The organism is Sphingobium sp., from assembly GCF_036170395.1.
Taxonomy (GTDB): domain Bacteria; phylum Pseudomonadota; class Alphaproteobacteria; order Sphingomonadales; family Sphingomonadaceae; genus Sphingobium.
On record NZ_JAVHPD010000058.1, the window covers coordinates 36735 to 53145 of the forward strand.

12 protein-coding genes are annotated in these 16411 nt (G+C 67.1%); 8 read left to right on the top strand and 4 right to left on the bottom strand.

Translation table 11 applies throughout. The annotated features are described in order from the left end of the window. Positions 1–290: 290 nt before the first annotated feature. The gene (locus V2B31_RS14855) at positions 291–6407 is read right to left on the bottom strand and encodes an SdiA-regulated domain-containing protein (RefSeq protein ID WP_328279848.1); all 6117 of its coding nucleotides are present in this window, start codon (positions 6405–6407) and stop codon (positions 291–293) included. Between the two features lie 348 nt (positions 6408–6755). On the opposite strand from V2B31_RS14855, the gene V2B31_RS14860 reads away from it, so the two are divergent. Beyond that, a complete protein-coding gene (locus V2B31_RS14860; RefSeq protein ID WP_328279850.1) occupies positions 6756–7940 on the top strand; it encodes an aminotransferase in 1185 nt (394 codons plus the stop codon). Here the strand turns inward: V2B31_RS14860 and V2B31_RS14865 are convergent. The 3 genes from V2B31_RS14865 to V2B31_RS14875 form a co-directional block, all read right to left on the bottom strand. Continuing rightward, the gene (locus V2B31_RS14865; RefSeq protein WP_328279852.1) at positions 7895–8407 is read right to left on the bottom strand and encodes a hypothetical protein; all 513 of its coding nucleotides are present in this window, start codon (positions 8405–8407) and stop codon (positions 7895–7897) included. The genes V2B31_RS14860 and V2B31_RS14865 overlap by 46 nt on opposite strands. 120 nt (positions 8408–8527) lie before the next feature. Beyond that, a complete protein-coding gene (locus tag V2B31_RS14870) occupies positions 8528–9307 on the bottom strand; it encodes an SDR family NAD(P)-dependent oxidoreductase (RefSeq protein ID WP_328279854.1) in 780 nt (259 codons plus the stop codon). A gap of 135 nt (positions 9308–9442) precedes the next feature. Continuing rightward, positions 9443–10276 (bottom strand): alpha/beta fold hydrolase, encoded by an 834-nt coding sequence (locus V2B31_RS14875; protein ID WP_328279856.1) that lies wholly within the window; start codon positions 10274–10276, stop codon positions 9443–9445. 130 nt (positions 10277–10406) lie between these two features. Between V2B31_RS14875 and V2B31_RS14880 the strand changes: the two genes are divergently transcribed. From V2B31_RS14880 to V2B31_RS14910, 7 genes are all read left to right on the top strand, one after another. Beyond that, positions 10407–11390, top strand: a complete 984-nt coding sequence (locus V2B31_RS14880) for a GlxA family transcriptional regulator (RefSeq protein WP_328279858.1) — start codon at positions 10407–10409, stop codon at positions 11388–11390. A 232-nt stretch (positions 11391–11622) separates the two neighbouring features. After that, positions 11623–13086, top strand: a complete 1464-nt coding sequence (rmuC, locus tag V2B31_RS14885; RefSeq protein WP_328279860.1) for a DNA recombination protein RmuC — start codon at positions 11623–11625, stop codon at positions 13084–13086. A 244-nt stretch (positions 13087–13330) separates the two neighbouring features. Continuing rightward, a complete protein-coding gene (locus tag V2B31_RS14890) occupies positions 13331–13507 on the top strand; it encodes a hypothetical protein (RefSeq protein ID WP_328279862.1) in 177 nt (58 codons plus the stop codon). Positions 13508–13559: 52 nt separating this feature from the next. Next, the gene (locus tag V2B31_RS14895; protein ID WP_328279864.1) at positions 13560–14189 is read left to right on the top strand and encodes a nicotinate-nucleotide adenylyltransferase; all 630 of its coding nucleotides are present in this window, start codon (positions 13560–13562) and stop codon (positions 14187–14189) included. A 12-nt stretch (positions 14190–14201) separates the two neighbouring features. Next, positions 14202–14591 carry a ribosome silencing factor gene (rsfS, locus tag V2B31_RS14900; RefSeq protein ID WP_328279866.1) on the top strand — a complete coding sequence of 130 codons (390 nt, stop codon included), beginning with the start codon at positions 14202–14204 and terminating at the stop codon, positions 14589–14591. A 123-nt stretch (positions 14592–14714) separates the two neighbouring features. Then, positions 14715–15152, top strand: a complete 438-nt coding sequence (locus tag V2B31_RS14905) for a 23S rRNA (pseudouridine(1915)-N(3))-methyltransferase RlmH (protein WP_328279868.1) — start codon at positions 14715–14717, stop codon at positions 15150–15152. Positions 15153–15321: 169 nt separating this feature from the next. Further along, positions 15322–16411, top strand: a 1090-nt coding sequence (locus tag V2B31_RS14910) for a murein hydrolase activator EnvC family protein (RefSeq protein ID WP_328279870.1), incomplete at its 3' end; no start/stop codon positions are given.

The window sequence follows — 16411 nt, forward strand, 5'->3', positions numbered from 1 at the left end:
CCATCCAAAACTGGGTCGAGTGAGCCCGGTGCGGTCTCCCGCGACGCTGGAGAGGGGGCTATAAGCGTCGCAAAACCTGCACCGAGCGCACTCGATGCGGTCCGACATCGCGACAGGATCAAGGGGGGAAATCCATGTCGCCAGAGGGGCCCGGCCCGCATGTGCAATCTGGTGGGTCCAACGCCGCGCTGCAAGAGATGGCGACGGCGGACACACTTTATTACATTCGCGGTTCCGCCCAGCCGCAACGAACGGGACGCGCCTTCCCGAAGGAAGGCGCGTCCGGCGCGTCACACCAGCAGCAGGTCTGCGCTGGTGATGGCGTGGTTATTGTCGAGGATAATCATGAAGTCGGAGCCGAGCGATCCGCCGACATTGCCGAGGAGAGCGGTCTGCCCGCCGACGGTGCCGACGCGCAGCTGGCCCACGTCGGTGAAGGCGGCGCTGCCCACGAAGCTGAACGTCTGCACGCCATCGGTGTTGAGGTCGGCGTCGACAGTGCGCAGGTCGATGAGGTCGCCGGTCGCAAAGTCGGTGATATGGTCGGCGCGGATGCCGGTGCGGCTCTCGAAATAGCTGTTGTAGACGAAGCGGTCATTGCCCGCCCCGCCGCTCAGCAGGTCCGCGCCATTGCCGCCGATGATGACATCCCCCGCGGCGCTGCCGGCGATCCGGTCGTCGCCCGAATGGCCGCTGATCGACGCGATGCCGGTCAGGCTCGTCGCGCTGAAGTCCAGCACGTCGTTGGTCGTATAGCCCGAGATGGTGACGTTGGCGTAGCCGTCGGCCGAGATCAGCTCGACATTGCTGATCGCGGTCAGCCCGATGCGGACATTGTCGGCGGTGGCGAGGATGCTGTCGAAGTCCGCGCCGCCGTCGATCGCGTCGAAGCCGTTGGCAAGGCCGATGCGGAAGACATCGTCGCCCGCGCCGCCGTTCATGCTGTCGGCGCTGAGGCCGCCTTCGATCAGGTCGTTGCCGCCGCCGCCCGACAGCGTGTCGAGGCCGCCTCCGCCCAGGATCACATCCGCCCCGGCGCTGCCGACGATGACATCGTCGCCCGATCCGGCGTTGATCGCGACGATGCCGACCAGCGAGGTCGCGGAAAAGTCGAAATTGTCCGCCGCGCTGGTGCCGTAGATAGCGACATTGGCATGGCCGTCGGCCGAGATATTCTCGACCCCCGTTATCGCGCTGAAGGCGAAGCGGCTATTGTCGCTCTCGGCGATCAGCCGGTCGACGCCAGCGCCGCCATCGATCGCGTCGATGCCGTTCGCGCCGCGCATGAAGATGAGGTCGTTGCCCTCGCCGCCGTCGATGATGTCGTTGCCGGTGCCGCCGGTCAGCCGGTCATTGCCCTCGCCGCCGGTCAGCCTGTCATTGCCCGATCCGCCGCGCAGCGCGTCGTTGCTGGCGAAGCCGGTGAGCATGTCGTCGCCGTCGCGGCCGATCAGCACGTCGGCGCCGGCCGTGCCCTTCAGGATGAAGTCGCCCGCCAGCACCGTGTCGGCGCGCGCCGACCGGTTCTGGATGCGGGTGTCGAGCGCCTGGCCGGTATCGGCCTCGTCGAACGCGGTCTCGGGCGTGCCGTAGCGATCCTGCATATGGTCGGCGAACGCCTTCTGCTCGCCCAGCAGATTGGCCGACGATCCGGCATAGGCGTCGATCGTCGTCGTGGCGGTGAAGTCGAGCGCTTCGTCCACCGCCGCCGACAGCGTGCCGTCCACCTGCACATAGCGGAAGTTGCTGGCATTGGCCTTGAACAGATAGCCGTCGCCGCCATTGGCGGTGAAGTTGAGCACGATGCCCTGGATCAGCGCCGGGGCATAGGGGTTGACCACGCCATTTTCGGCGATGATCGCGACCTTGTTGCCGTCGGCGTCGACCAGCGCCACGTCGCGCACCCGGCTGCCGGCCGCGAGCGTGGGATCATAGGAGAATTGCACCCCGCCGATCTGGATGAAGCCGCCATTGTTGGGCGCCAGCGCATTGGGCGAATTGAGGATGTTGAGCAGCCCCTGCGCGGTCGTGTCGAACACCATCAGCTTGTTGTCGAAGCGCAGCGCATTCTCGACGTCGAGCTGGCTGACCTCGCCATCGGTCTCGGGCGGCAGCTTGACCACCGACACGCCATCGTCGCCATTGACGATCGTGCCGATCTGGGCGCGGATGCCCCCGCCATTCTTGATCGAGACGATCGCGACATCGTCGGCGAGGCCGAGCGCGTTGCGCGCCGCCGCGGCATTGGCGTCGGCCGACAGATTGCCGAGGTTCGTCTCCTGGGTGCGGACCGCCGAACGCTCGCCCTCCAGATAGACCTCGCTATAGCCATAGACATTGCCGTCCTTGGCCAGGATCACCGCATTGACCGCCTCGGTCAGATCCTGCACCTGCTCGCCGCGCGTGCCGTCGGCAAAGGCGGTGTCGCTGAGGTCGCCGTCCAGGTCGCCCCACGCCTCGGCGACATTCTCTTCCGTCGAGGCATAGGCGCCGTTGATCGGCACATTGTCCGTCACGCTGTCCATGATGATGTCGCCATTGGCGTCGAAATCGACGACCAGCCGGCCGAGATAGGTATATTCGCCGTCGGTGTTGACGATCAGCGTCGTCTTGCCGTCGGCATTGGTGGTGACGATCGGATAGGTCTGGACGAAATCGGCGTCATGGCCGGGGAAGGCGACGGCGGTGTCGTCGGCATCGCCGAAGCGCGCATGGCTGCCGCCCGCGATGATGATGTCCACGCCATGCAGCAGCGGCGCGAGCGCCACTTCGTAATTATAGTCCTGAAGGTGCGAGACCAGCACGATCTTGTTGACGCCCTGGGCGATCAGATCGTCGATCGCGACCTGAAGCTGCGCGGCGAGCAGCGCCATGTCGTTGGTCTCGCCGTTCGCACCGGGGCCGGTCGGGAAGCCCTTGACCTCGGTGCCGGTGGGCGAGCTGATCTGCTCCAGCATCTGCGTCGTCGCGCCGACGAAGCCGATCGGCTCGCCGCCTTCGTAGATCACCGCCGACGGCGCGATCCGGCCCTTCAGGTCCGACGCTTCCTCATTGGCGAGCGTGCCCGTGCCCACCGTGTTGGTGAAGCGCGGGTTGAGATCGGCGTCGCCCGAAAAATCGAGATTGGCCGACAGATAGGCATAGTTCGCCCCGACATAGCCGGCCGCCCCCAGATTGGGCGAGATCGCGTCGCGCAGCACGCGCGATCCCAGGTCAAACTCATGATTGCCGATGGTCGACAGCTCGACCCCGATCTGGTTCATGATCTGCACGTCGACCGCCCCGATCGGGATGTTGACCCCGGACGAAAGCGAGATGGTCGATCCGCTCACCTGGTTGAGCACGCCCTTGATCGACAGGTCGGTGCCCGCCGCCAGGAACGGCCCAGGCAGGAACAGGTCGCCGCTCGCCAGCGTGATCGAGTTGCCATAATCCCCCTCGAACGCATCCACCATCGCTGCCAGCAAATGCGCCGTAGACGGCGCCAGCGCACCCGCTTCGGCGTCCGAAAAATGCAGCAGCTGGAGGGTGAAGCGGCCTGTCTCGCCGGGTGATCCGATCTCGGTCGGGCTGTTTTCGGCGGTGAAGGCGCCGTTAGTGCCCTCGGTGCTCTTGGTCGAGAGGGTGACCCCGTTCAGGCCCGCCGAATTGTCAAACGTGCCATAGGGCGCGGAGGAGGGCGACGCGCCGAAGGCGACCGCCGCCTGCACCGCCCCGGCGCTGTCGAACAGCACGACGCCGTCGCCGCCGGTGCTGAGGCCAATGCCAGCGCCGCTATAGGTGCCGATCTGAAGCCCCGCCGGCGCCTGGCCGCCAAACCAGTTGCTGATGAAGGTCGAGACGATCGAGGCGGAGCTGGATTCGAGGAAGATGACCGATTCGCCCGCCGCGATGCTGGTGATGCCGGTCAGCGACACGGCATTGGCGAGGGTCGCCGAACTGTCGTCCATCTTCCAGCCGGTGAGGTCCACGGCGGTGGCGCCGAAATTGGTCACCTCGAACCAGTCGGCTCCGACCGGGCTGTTGCCGCTCGACCAGGGCGCGACCTCGGTGATGCGGATGGTCGGCTCGTTGACGTCGGTCACCGTCATGTTGAAGGTGACGCTGGCGTCGGGGGTGCCGCCGACGCTGCTGTCGTCCACCGTCACATTGACCGAATAGCTCGCCTTGGTCTCATAATCGAGCAGAACCCCGGCCTTGATGTAGAGGCCCGTGCTGTCCACCTCGAAATATTGCGCGTCCGCGCCGGTGACCGCCAGAGTGTTGGTGCCGAGATCATCGTCGGTGACGACGATGCCGGCCACCTTGATGCGGCTCACCGTGCTGCTGTTCTCGACGATGGAGGTGATTTCGCTGGTCAGGCCGATCGCGGTCGGGGCCTGGTTGACCGGCGCGGGAACGCCGCCGACCGTGCCGGGCGATCCGATTTCGGTCGAGGCGTTGGTCGCGACGAATGCGCCGCGCGTGCCATTGGCGCTCAGCGTCGAAATCGCGCCGGTCGCGCCCAGCCCATTGTCGAAGGTCGCATAGGGCGCGCTCGACGGCGAGCTGCCGAAGCTCACATTGGTCTGGAGCACGCCGCTGCTGTTGTAGATGTTGACCGCGTCGCCGCCGGTGCCAAGGCCGATGCCGCTGCCGGTATAGGTGCCGATCTGGATGCCGGCGGGCACATTGCTGCCGAACCACAGCGACTTGAAGCTGTTGATGAGCGTCGTTGCGTCGACCGCGCTGCCCCGCTCGATGAAGATCACCGATTCGCCCGCGCCGATGCTGGTGACGCCCGCCAGCGCCACGGAGGAGCCGAAGCTGTTGCTATTATCGTCGACCCTCCAGCCGCTGATGTCGATCGCGGTGGAGCCGGTGTTGGTGATCTCGAACCAGTCGGCGCCCAGCGTCGAATTGCCGCTCGCCCAGGGCGCGACTTCGGAGACGATGACCGTGCCCGCCGCGCTCTCGTTCACCACATTGGTGACCGACAGGCTGTAGGCGACGCTGGCGTCGGGCGTGTTGCCGACGCTCGTGTCGTCCACCTCGACCGTGACGCTGTAGCTGGTCTTGGTCTCATAATCGAGCGTGACGCCCGCCTTGATGTAGAGGCCGCTGCTGTCCGCCTCGAAATATTGGGCGTCCGCGCCGGTCACGCTATACTGGTTGGTGCCCAGGCCATCGTCGGTCAGCACCAGGTCGGCGACCTTCACGCGGCTCGCCGTGCTTGTGTTCTCCAGGATCGACGTCAGCGCGTTCGACAGGTCGAGATCGGTCGGCGCTTCATTCTGGCCGGTCGCCGAATCGAAGACCCAGAGCTGCGGATGGTCGAAATCGCCGCCGCCTTCCTCGCTCACGATATAGATGCGGCCCTGCGCATCCATGGTGATGCCCTCGACCGTCATCGCCTGAAGGCTGAGGCCGCTCTGGGTGAAGGGCGCGGTCAGCACCAGCGTGCTCAGGATATTGCCGGCGCGGTCGATCTCGACCACCTTGCCCGCTTCCTGGCTCAGGATCAGCAGCGTGCCTTCCTGCGAGGTGCCGACGAAGGCGGCATTGCTCGAAAAGGCATAGACGTCCGACAGGTCGGACAGGCCGAGCACGGTCGGATCGAACAGGTTGGTGCTGTTGACCGTGGTCGACGACCCGTTGCTCGCCGTACCATTGTCGAAATCGATCGTGGTCTGGAACACCCCGAGCGGGTCTTTTTCCTTCACGAAGATGAAGCCGCCGGTCAGCGGATCCCAGGTCAGCCCCTCCAGCCCGACATTGCCGATGTCGGTGCCGAGGTCGACCGTCTGGGCCGCCTCGCGGGTCAGCGTGCCGCCGGCGACATAGGTGAACTTCACCGCCTGGCGATAGCGTTCCTCGGCGAACACGAACTGGCCGTTGCCGATATAGGTGATGGTCTCGGTGTCGTAGAAGGTCGTGCCCTGCGGGCTGCTGCCCGCCGCCAGCGTCATGGTGCTGACCAGTTCGCCGGTCAGGCTGACTTCGGTGATGGCGGTGCCGCCGTCGCCGATGATGAACAGGGTGTTGGTGTCCCAATTATAGGTGACGCCCGAGGATTCCTGCCCCAGCAGATTGCCCGTGGGCGCGACCGTGCGGGTCGGTTCGGGCAGGTCGTAGCGGCCGATCATCACATAGGTCGACAGGTCGATGTCGATGCCGGGCGCCGCTGGCGCGTCGGCGAAGGTCGTAACGGGCGCGTCGGCCGGCGCAGACTCGATGCTGCTGGCGAGCAGAGCGCCATAATCGCTGATATTGCCATAGGCGCTCGCGTCGCCCCCCTGGCCGGCGCTGGTCGCGGCGTTGCCGCTCTTGGCGAGCGGGCCGACCGGCCCCGTCGTCGCATCGCTTCCGTCGGTCAGCAGGTTCGATTCATCGCAGCCGAACGCGACGCCGCCCAGATCCACAGCCATTTCAACGCTCCCAATCCCCAGCGCCCGGCCCTCCCGGCCTCATGCGCAACCCCAATATGTGCCGGAAGCCATCGAGACGGGATCGAGACAAGTGATGACGTCGCGCGACAATATTGCCGCACGATGGCCATTCAACGCCCCGCTCGCGAATCGAATCGCCTTGCAGAGCAGGGGTTAAATTTTCCTTATGTATGTTTCATTACGGTCGCTGCGCCGTTTATGTTTCTGAATATTGCTGCTTGCGCTCTGCCCCTGTTAGTTTGACTTTATCTTGAAACAGCCTCTTTGCTGTCGGCCCGCGCCTGATAGCCCTTGCCTGCGGCCGTCGCCCACGGCAGAGCCGCGACGATGAGCGACATTCCCGCGCGCGCGCCGATCGGCCATCCGGTCTATCGCGCCATGCCAGCGACCATCTTCGATCATATGTCGGCCCGCGCGCGGGACACCGGCGCGATCAACCTGGGGCAGGGCTTTCCCGAAAGCCCCGGCCCGCGCGCCATTCTGGAGGCGGCGGCGAACGCGCTGCTCACCCGCTCCAGCCAATATCCGCCCGCGCCCGGTCTTCCCGAGCTGCGCGCCGCCGTGGCCGATCATTATGCCCGGCACCAGCGGCTTGATCTTAGCCCCGCCGAAGTCATCGTCACCTCCGGCGCGACCGAGGCGATCGCCGCCAGCCTGCTCGCCTTGGTGCAGCCGGGGGATGAGGTGCTGCTGCTCGCCCCGCTTTATGACGCCTACCTCCCGCTGGTGGAGCGCGCCGGCGGGGTCGCCCGCATCGTCAGGCTGACCCCGCCCGACTGGCGCATCACCCGTCAAGCGCTCGCCGCAGCGATCACCCCGCGCACCCGCATCCTGCTGCTCAACAATCCGGTGAACCCGACCGGCATCGTCCTGCGCGACGCGGAACTGGCCTTGCTGGCCGAGGTCTGCGTCGCGCACGATCTCATCGCCATCTGCGACGAGGTCTGGGAGCATCTCACCTATGACGGCCGCCGCCACCGCCCGCTCATCGCGCTGCCGGGATTGCGCGACCGCACCGTCAAGATCGGGTCGGCGGGCAAGATCTTCGCCGTCACTGGCTGGAAGGTCGGCTGGATGTGCGCCGCCCCGCCCCTCGCCACCCTGCTGGTGCGCGCGCACCAGTTCCTGACCTTCACCACGCCGCCCGCGTTGCAATGGGCGGTGGCGGAGGCGCTGGCGTGGCCCGACGCCTGGTTCGAGGATCAGCGCGCCGCCAACCAGGCGTCGCGTGACCGGCTGGCGGCGGGGCTGAGCGCCGCCGGCTATGCCGTGCGCCCAAGCGGCGCGACCTGGTTCCTGACGATCGATCTGCCGGCATCGGGCATCGCGCTGGACGATGTGAGCTTCTGCGAGCGGATCATCCCGGAGGCCGGGGTGGCGGCGATCCCGATTTCCGCCTTCTACCCCACGGAGCCAGTCACCCATCTGGTGCGGCTCTGCTTCTGCAAGAGCGACGCGACTCTCGATCAGGCGATCGAGCGGCTCGCGAGCTTGCGCGCCGCGCTCCGCTGACGCACGATGGCCGCGCCCAGCACCAGCATCGCGATCAGCACCAGCGCCTGCGCCGCGACAAAGGCCGGTTCGCTCCCGGTCGGCGCCAGCGCATTCAATGCCGGCACCTTCAGGAAAGCCTGCACCACCAGCACGAACAGGTTGAGCCACAAGGCCGCCGTCGCGCTCGCCGCATAGACGATCCGCGCCCGGCCCCGCAGCCCCAAGCCGTAGAGCGCGGCCAGCGCCACCGCCAGCACCAGCGTCGATAGGATCCCCACCCCGATCGCCGGCGTGAACCCGCGAAACGGAAAGAGAAATCCGGTCAGGCTGGTCAGTAAGGTGGTGCCCAGAAACAGCCCCTGCACCCGCCCCAGAAACCGCCCCCGCGCTTGGCTCGCCAGCGCCACCAACCCACTCACGATACCCACCAGACTGATCGCGACATGCAGCGCGATGAAGGCGGGAAGAGACAAACCCAAAATCATGACACATCTCCCTTTGAAGTACCGTCATCCCCGCGAAAGCGGGGATCCATCTCCCGACGACGCCACCAGACGCCATGGCCGGAGATGGCTTCCCGCCCGCGCGGAATGACGGCTTAGGTTTCAGCCCCGATATCTTTCCGCCGCCTCGCACAGCGACAAATTGGGCCGAAGCGCATCCCGCGCCGCGAGATAGGCGTCGAGATCGCCCCGATCCGGCAGCGCCGGAATGGTGATCGCCTCGCCCATGTCGAGCCCGGCCAGCGCCGCATCGACCATCACCGCGACATCCATCACCATCTCGGGCGGTATGTTGGCGATCTGCGCCTCGGTCCAGATCGGCGTGCGGGTGATCCCCGGCAGCACCGCCTGCACCGTCACCCCCTTCGACCCCAGTTCCACCCGCAACGCCTCGGTAAAGGCGAGCACATAGGCTTTGGTCGCGGGATAGACCGCCGTGAACGCATCAGGCATCAGCGCCGTCACCGACGTGATGTTGACGATCATGCCCGCGCCGTTCGCCACCAGTCGCGGCGCGATTGCCCGCGACAGCCGCGTCACCGCCAACATGTTGAGATTAATCATGCCGGTGAGGTAAGCCGGATCGGTCTCGACGAACGCCTGCTCGCCTGCGATCCCCGCATTGTTAACGAGGCCGGTGATCGCGTCATCGTCGCGCAGCCGCGCCTCGACGCGGGCGAGGTCGCCGGCATCGGCGAGGTCAGCCGCGATCGTCTCGACGCTAACGCCAATCTCGCCCCGCAACCGCTCGGCCAAAGCCGCCAGCCGGTCGGCCCGCCGCGCGACCAGGATCAGGTTCGCGCCGCGCTTGGCGAACCGGTCGGCATAGACCGCGCCGATCCCGTCCGACGCGCCGGTGATGAGGATAGTATCGTTGCTCATGGGAAATCTCCTTGAAAATCCTAAAGTCCGTTCGGGCTGAGCGAAGTCGAAGCCCCTCACTGAGCGGAGGCGAAGTGACCTCCCTTCGGTCGGTCAGGCCCTTCGACTTCGCTCAGGGCGAACGGATTGGCGTGGTCAGCCCTTGATGAAATCGAGCAGGTCGGCGTTGAACCGGTCCTGATGCGTCTGGGTCAGCCCATGGTCCGCGCCTTCATACACGATCAGTGTCGCACCCGTAACGATCCTGACGGTGGAAAGCGCGGACGCGCCGATCGGCACGATCTGGTCGTCGTCGCCATGCAGGACGAGCGTCGGCACATCGACCTTGGCGAGGTCGGCATGGAAGTCGCTCTCGGAAAAGGCGCGGATGCTGTCGAGCTGCCCTTTCAGGCCACCCATCATCCCCTGCCGCCAGAACTCGTCCTTGATCCCCTCCGACACCGCCGCCCCGTCGCGATTATAGCCGTAGAAGGGGATGGTGAGGTCGCGGAAGAACTGGCTGCGATTGTCGAACGTCCCCTTGCGGATGCCGTCGAACACCTCGATGGGCAGGCCGCCCGGATTGGCCTCGGTCTTGAGCATCAGCGGCGGCACCGCGCCGATCAGCGCCAGCTTGGCAACCCGCGCCGTGCCATGCCGGCCGACATAGCGGGTCACTTCCCCGCCCCCGGTCGAATGGCCGACCAGAATCACATCTGTCAGGTCGAGCGCCTCGATCAGGTCGGCCAGATCGTCGGCATATTGGTCCATATTGTTGTTGGCCCATGTCTGGTCCGAGCGGCCATGGCTGCGGCGGTCATGGGCGATGGTGCGAAAGCCCCGGTCGGCGAAATAGACCATCTGCGCGTCCCAGGCGTCGGCCGACAGCGGCCAGCCATGCGAAAAGACGATCGGCTGTCCGCCCTGCGGACCCCAATCCTTGTAGAAGATGCGCGCGCCGTCCTTGCTGGTGGTGATGAAGCTGCTCATGATGAAGTCCCTTCCGTCCCTTGGTCTGGACGCCCATGCGCCCTGTGCTTGCAGGATTAGGGGAGATGACGGAGGATCGGCATTGGCGGCCCCGACATTAAGCGGGCCGATTCCGACAAAGGGCACCCGCATGGACATGACCGACCGGATCAGGGGCGAAATCGGCATCCTTCTCTATACCGGCTGCCAGCAGGCGATGGTCCATGGCATGACCGACCTGCTCGCCATCGCGGGGCAATTCTCGGCCGGCCATGGCGGTCCGATCCTGCGCGTCAGCCACTGGCAAAGCCAACCGGATGGCTGCTTCGCCCGTAGCCATGACACGCATCCGGGCGGTGACGGCACCCCCGACATCTGGCTCGTCCCCGGCCGCCTCTCCGGCGTCCCCGACGCGCAGGAAGCCGCCCCCTATGCCCGCTGGCTGCTCGACCGCCACGGCGCGGGCGCGACGCTCGCCTCCAATTGCGGCGGCGCCTTCCTGCTCGCCGCGACCGGCCTGCTGGACGGCCGCCCGGCGACGACCCACTGGTGGTTCGCGGAGGATTTCCGCGCCCGCTTCCCGGCGGTGAAGCTCGACTGCGACCGCATCGTGATCGACGATGGCGACCTCATCACCGCCGGCGGCCTCATGGCCTGGACCGATCTCGGCCTCCGGCTGGTCGACCGGATGCTCGGCCCCACCGTCATGCTGGAAACCGGCAAGTTCATGCTGGTCGATCCGGCGGGGCGCGAGCAGCGCCATTTCGCCCGCTTCATGCCGCGCATGACCCATGGCGACGAAGCCGTGCTGCGGGTCCAGCACTGGCTCGCCGCGCGCGAGGGCAAGGCGATCGGCACGCGCGACATGGCGGCGCAGGCGGGGCTGGAGGAACGCACCTTCCAGCGCCGGTTCAAGGCGGCAACCGCCATGACTCCGATCGAATATGTCCAGCATCTGCGAGTCGCGAAAGCGCGCGAGCATCTCGAATTCACCCGCCGCACCGTCGACCAGATCGCCTGGAGCGTCGGCTACGAAGACCCCGCCGCCTTCCGCAAACTCTTCCACCGCCTCGTCGGCCTCTCCCCCGGCGACTACCGCACCCGCTTCGCCGCTCCCACGGCACAGGCGGCGTGACCGACGAACCTCCCTTCACTCGTCGCCCCGGACCTGATCCGGGGCCCCGCTTTTCTTCTGCGTTGGTCACTGAAAAGCGGGATGCCGGGTCGCGCCCGGCATGACGAAAGAGGGAGTTTGCCAGCCACCTAACGACTTTTCACACCGCCAATCAGCTGTCCCACTCGCTGTTCCACTTGCCGCCATCGCCCCCTGCCGCTAGGTTCGCCTTTCGTTCTTATCGGGAAAGCAAATGGACAGCCTCGCCGCCCTTTCGATCGTCGTCGCGCTGCTGGTGGGCCTCCTTGCCGGCTGGCTGCTGCGCAGCCGCGCCCTCGCGCCGCTCGCCGCCGAAAAGGCCGACCTCGCCGCTCGCCTCGACACCGCGACGGCCCAGCGCAACGCCGCCATCGCCGAACTCGCCGTCGAACAGGAGCGCGTAAGTCAAGCAACTGCCCACGCCGCCCGCCTCGAATCGGCGCAAGCCGACGCCGCCCGCCAGCTCGACGCCCTCCGCACCGAGCGCGAAGCCGCTCTCCGTGACCTCGCGGCGCTGCGCTCCGACGCCCAGGCCCGCGCCGAAGCCTTCGAGGCGCAGATCGTCGCGCTCCGCGACGCCAAGGAGCAGCTGTCCGCCCAGTTCAGCGAAATCGGCGGCCGCCTGCTAGAAAGCGCCCAGACCCAGTTCCTGACCCGCGCCGACCAGCGCTTCGCCCAGGCCAGCGAGAAGAGCGAGGCGCAATTGAAGACCCTGCTCAACCCGGTCGAAACCACGCTCAAACGCTATGAGGAAGGGCTGGCCCGGGTCGAAAAGGAGCGGGTCGGCAGCTATGCCGAACTGCGCGAGGCGATCGTCCAGGTGCAGCAGGGCCAGGGCCGCGTCACCGAGGAAACCGCCAAGCTCGTCAATGCCCTGCGCGCCGCGCCCAAGACCCGCGGCCGCTGGGGCGAGCAGCAGTTCAAGAACCTCATCGAAACCGCCGGCCTCTCCCCCTTCGTCGATTTTCAGGAGGAAGTCTCGGTCGCGGTGGAGGAAGGCCGTCTGCGCCCCGACTTCATCATCCGCCTGCCCGGCGACCAGCAGCTGGTGGTCGATGTCAAATGCTCGCTCGAAGCCTATCTGAACGCGGTCGATCAGGTCGATCCGGCCTTGCGCGACCGCCACCTCGCCGACCATGCCCGCGCCGTCCGCACCCATGCCGACGCGCTGGGGCGCAAGGCCTATTGGGAACAGTTCGCCAAGGCCCCCGACTTCGTCATCATGTATGTCCCCGGCGACAATTTCGTCACCGCCGCCTTGGAAGCCGACATGGACCTGTGGGAACGCGCCGCCCGCAACCGCGTCATCATCTGCGGCCCGGCGACCTTCCTGCCGCTGGCCCGCACCCTTGCCGGCCACTGGCGGCAGGCCAAGATGCAGGACCAGGCCCGCGAAGTCGCGGAACTCGGCAAGCAGCTCTACGAACGCCTCGCCACCGCCGCCACGCACTTGAAGCGCCTCGGTTCGGGACTCACCAGCGCCGTCGACAATTACAACAAGTTCGTCGGCAGCTTCGACCGCAGCGTCCTCCCCGCCGGTCGCCGCTTCCGCGACCTCAATGTCGAAACCGGCGGCAAGGAGATCGAGGCGGTGGAGCCGCTCGACGTCCTCACCCGCGACCCCCAGTCCGACGAAGCCCGCGCCCTGCCCTCGGCCGACCTGTCGCTGGCCGACTGAAGCATCGTCATCAAATACCTCGTCACCCCGGGCTCGACCCGGGGTCCCGCTTCTTCGCAGCTCAGGCATAATAAGCGGGACCCCGGGTCAAGCCCGGGGTGACGTCAGGGTTTGACGCCGCTGCATCAACCTGGTGGTCACGCCCGAGAAATACAGGAACATACGCCTTCCCCCCGCGTATCTCACCTGAACAAGGCAGCACAGCGACCTTACAATCCGCGCCGCCTGCCCCACGGAGAGTGCCATGTGGAAGGTGAATTTCATCCGCCGTCCGCCCAAGCGGCGCGATGGCGAGCGGGAGCCGCGTCCGCCCGCCCGGCGGGACGCGCCCGATCGCGACAATCCCTTCGCCGATCTGATGGCGAAGCTCGATCAGATACCCTATGTCGCCAAGCGTCGGCCGATGATGGACGGGCGCTAAACCCCGCGATGCGCCCATTGCCCCGCGCCCCATGCGCTGGCATGGCTGGGCCATGTCACGCATCGGCCTGCTCGGCGGCTCCTTCAACCCGGCCCATGGCGGCCACCGCGCCATCTCTCTCTTCGCCCGCGACGCGCTCGACCTCGATGAAATCTGGTGGCTGGTATCGCCGGGCAACCCGCTGAAGGCTGCCAAGGGCATGGCCCCGCTCCGCGCCCGCGTCGCGCACGCCCGGCGCATCGCCCGGCGGGCGCCGATCCGCGTCACCGCGATCGAGCGGCAGCTCGGCACCCGCTACACCATCGACACGCTGCGCAGCCTGCGTCACCGCTATCCGCGCCATGACTTCATCTGGCTGATGGGGGGCGACAATCTCGCCCAGTTCGGCCAGTGGAGGGACTGGCGCGGCATAGCCCGGCTTTTGCCCATTGCCGTCATCGCCCGACCGGGTTATGATGACGCCGCCCGTGGCTCTGCGGCCACGAGCTGGCTGCGGCGCTTCGTCCGGCCCGCGCGCCAGAGTGCAGACTGGACGAATTGGAGTGTGCCGGCGCTCGTGCTATTGCGCTTCCGCCCTGATCCAAGATCGGCGACCCTGCTGCGGCAGGCGGACCCCCTCTGGCATCGCGAATATGAAGCAACGCGTGTGCGCGACCCGCTCACGCGCCGGTACATCGTCTAGATTGGAGCTTGTTTGTCTAACCCCGCCCCCGCCAACGACATCGCGCCCAGCGCCGATTCCGTGGCCGCCCTGCACGCCCTTGTCATGCAGTCGCTCGACGACGACCAGGCGCAGGAAACCATCTCCATCCCTCTCGAAGGCAAGAGCAGCATCGCCGATCATATGGTGATCGCGAGCGGCCGCTCGTCGCGTCAGGTCGCGGCGATGGCCCAGCATCTGGCCGAGCGGATCAAGAAGGAAACCGGCCGCTCCGCGCGGGTCGAAGGACTCCCGGTCGCCGACTGGGTGCTGATCGACGCGGGCGACGTGATCGTGCATCTGTTCAAGCCCGAAGTGCGCAGCTTCTACAATCTGGAACGCATGTGGGGCTTCGTCGACGCACCGATCGCCGGCAACGCCTGATATCACGCTGTTCCGTTCGGGCTGAGCGAAGTCGAAGCCCATCACTGAGCGAAGGCGAAGTGCTTCGCTCCGCTCAGCCTCGCCCTTCGACTTCGCTCAGGGCGAACGGTGTCAGGTGCCGCCTTGCTCCTCCACATCATCGCCCGCGGGAAAATCGGCCGCTCACCCGAGGCCGATCTGGTCGACCGCTATATCAAGCGGCTGACCATGCCCCACCGCATCACCGAACTCCCCGACGCCTTGGGCAAGGGCGGGGGCGGCAAGCTACCCCCCGCCCCGCCCGGCACCATAACGGTGATGCTGGACGAAAAGGGCAAGCAACTCACCTCGCTCGATTTCGCCCGCCGGGTCGAGGGCTGGCGCGACGCGGGCACGCGCGAATGCCGCTTCCTCATCGGCGCGGCCGACGGCTTCGATGACGCCGATCGCAATAATGCCGACCTCCTCATCGCCTTCGGCGCGATGACCTGGCCGCACATGATGGCGCGCGCCATGCTCGCCGAGCAACTCTGGCGCGCCTGCTCGATCCTCTCAGGCCACCCCTATCATCGCGACGGCTAAGGGCAACCCGCCTCGAATCGAGATCACCCCACGTCCGTTCGGGCTGAGCCTGTCGAAGCCCTCACTACCCCCTTCCACAGGCGCAGGGCAAACGGCTCATATTCATGGGGGCGCTGCTCTAGCCATACCGCCCCTTTGCCCTTACTCAGGCGGAAATCGGGGGCATAGGGTGAAGCGGGCTTTCCTCATCGCGGTCGGACTGACGGGCTTAGCGGCCCTCGCCGCCACGCGCCTGCCAGCCGCCCCCGACAACGCGATCATCCTCCCCGGCACCGCCGGCACGACGCTGGCGCAGGAACAGCAGGCGCTCAAAAACGCCCGCCGCCAGTCGGACGAGGCGCGCGAGCGTTCCGCCCGGCTGGAGCAGCAGGCCAGCCTCGCCCGCGATGAGGCCGAGCAGGCCCGCCGCCGCGCCGCCGCGCTCGCCGCCCGCATCCAGCAGGCGGAGGCGGACATCGCCGCCGCCCGCGCCCGGATCGCTATCATCGCCCGCCAGCAGCGCGCCCAGGCTGCCCGCCTCGCCGCCAAGCAGGAACCCGTGGTCCGCCTGACCGCCGCGCTCCAGATGATGGCCCGCCGCCCCCTCGCCCTCGCGCTGGTGCAGCCCGGATCGGTCGCCAACGCCGTCCATATGCGCGCCGTGCTGGGCCAGGTTCTTCCCGTCATCGAACAGCGCACCGCCGGCCTGCGCGCCGAGCTGGAAGCAAGCCGGGCGCTCCGCGCCACCGCCCAGCAGGCCGCCGACTCGCTCGCCCGCGCTCAGGCCGACCGACAGCAGCGGCAGGACGCGCTCGCCGCACTGGAAGCGCAGAAGCGCGTCGCCGCCCGCGACTATCGCGCCAATGCCGGCCTCGAAAGCGAACGCGCGCTGGCCTTGGGTGAGAAAGCCCGCGACATCGTCGACCTGATGGACCGGCTGGAAGAAGCCGGCGACCTGCGCGACCGGCTCGCCGCCCTCTCCGGCCCGCTGCTCCGCCCAGCCCGCCCGAGCGAAGCCACAGCGCCCGCCCCCGAACGCGAACGCAGCGCCAGCGGCCCGCCCGCCTACCGCCTCCCCGTCATCGGCCAGCTCGTCACCGGAATGGGCGAAGTCAATGACGGCGGCGTCCGCTCGCGCGGCCTCACCCTGGTGACGCAGCCCGGCGCGCAGGCGATCGCGCCGACGACGGGCCGCATCGCCTTCGCCGGCCCCTATCGCGATTACGGCCAGATCCTCATCATCGACCATGGCCAGGGCTGGACCACCCTCATCACCGGCC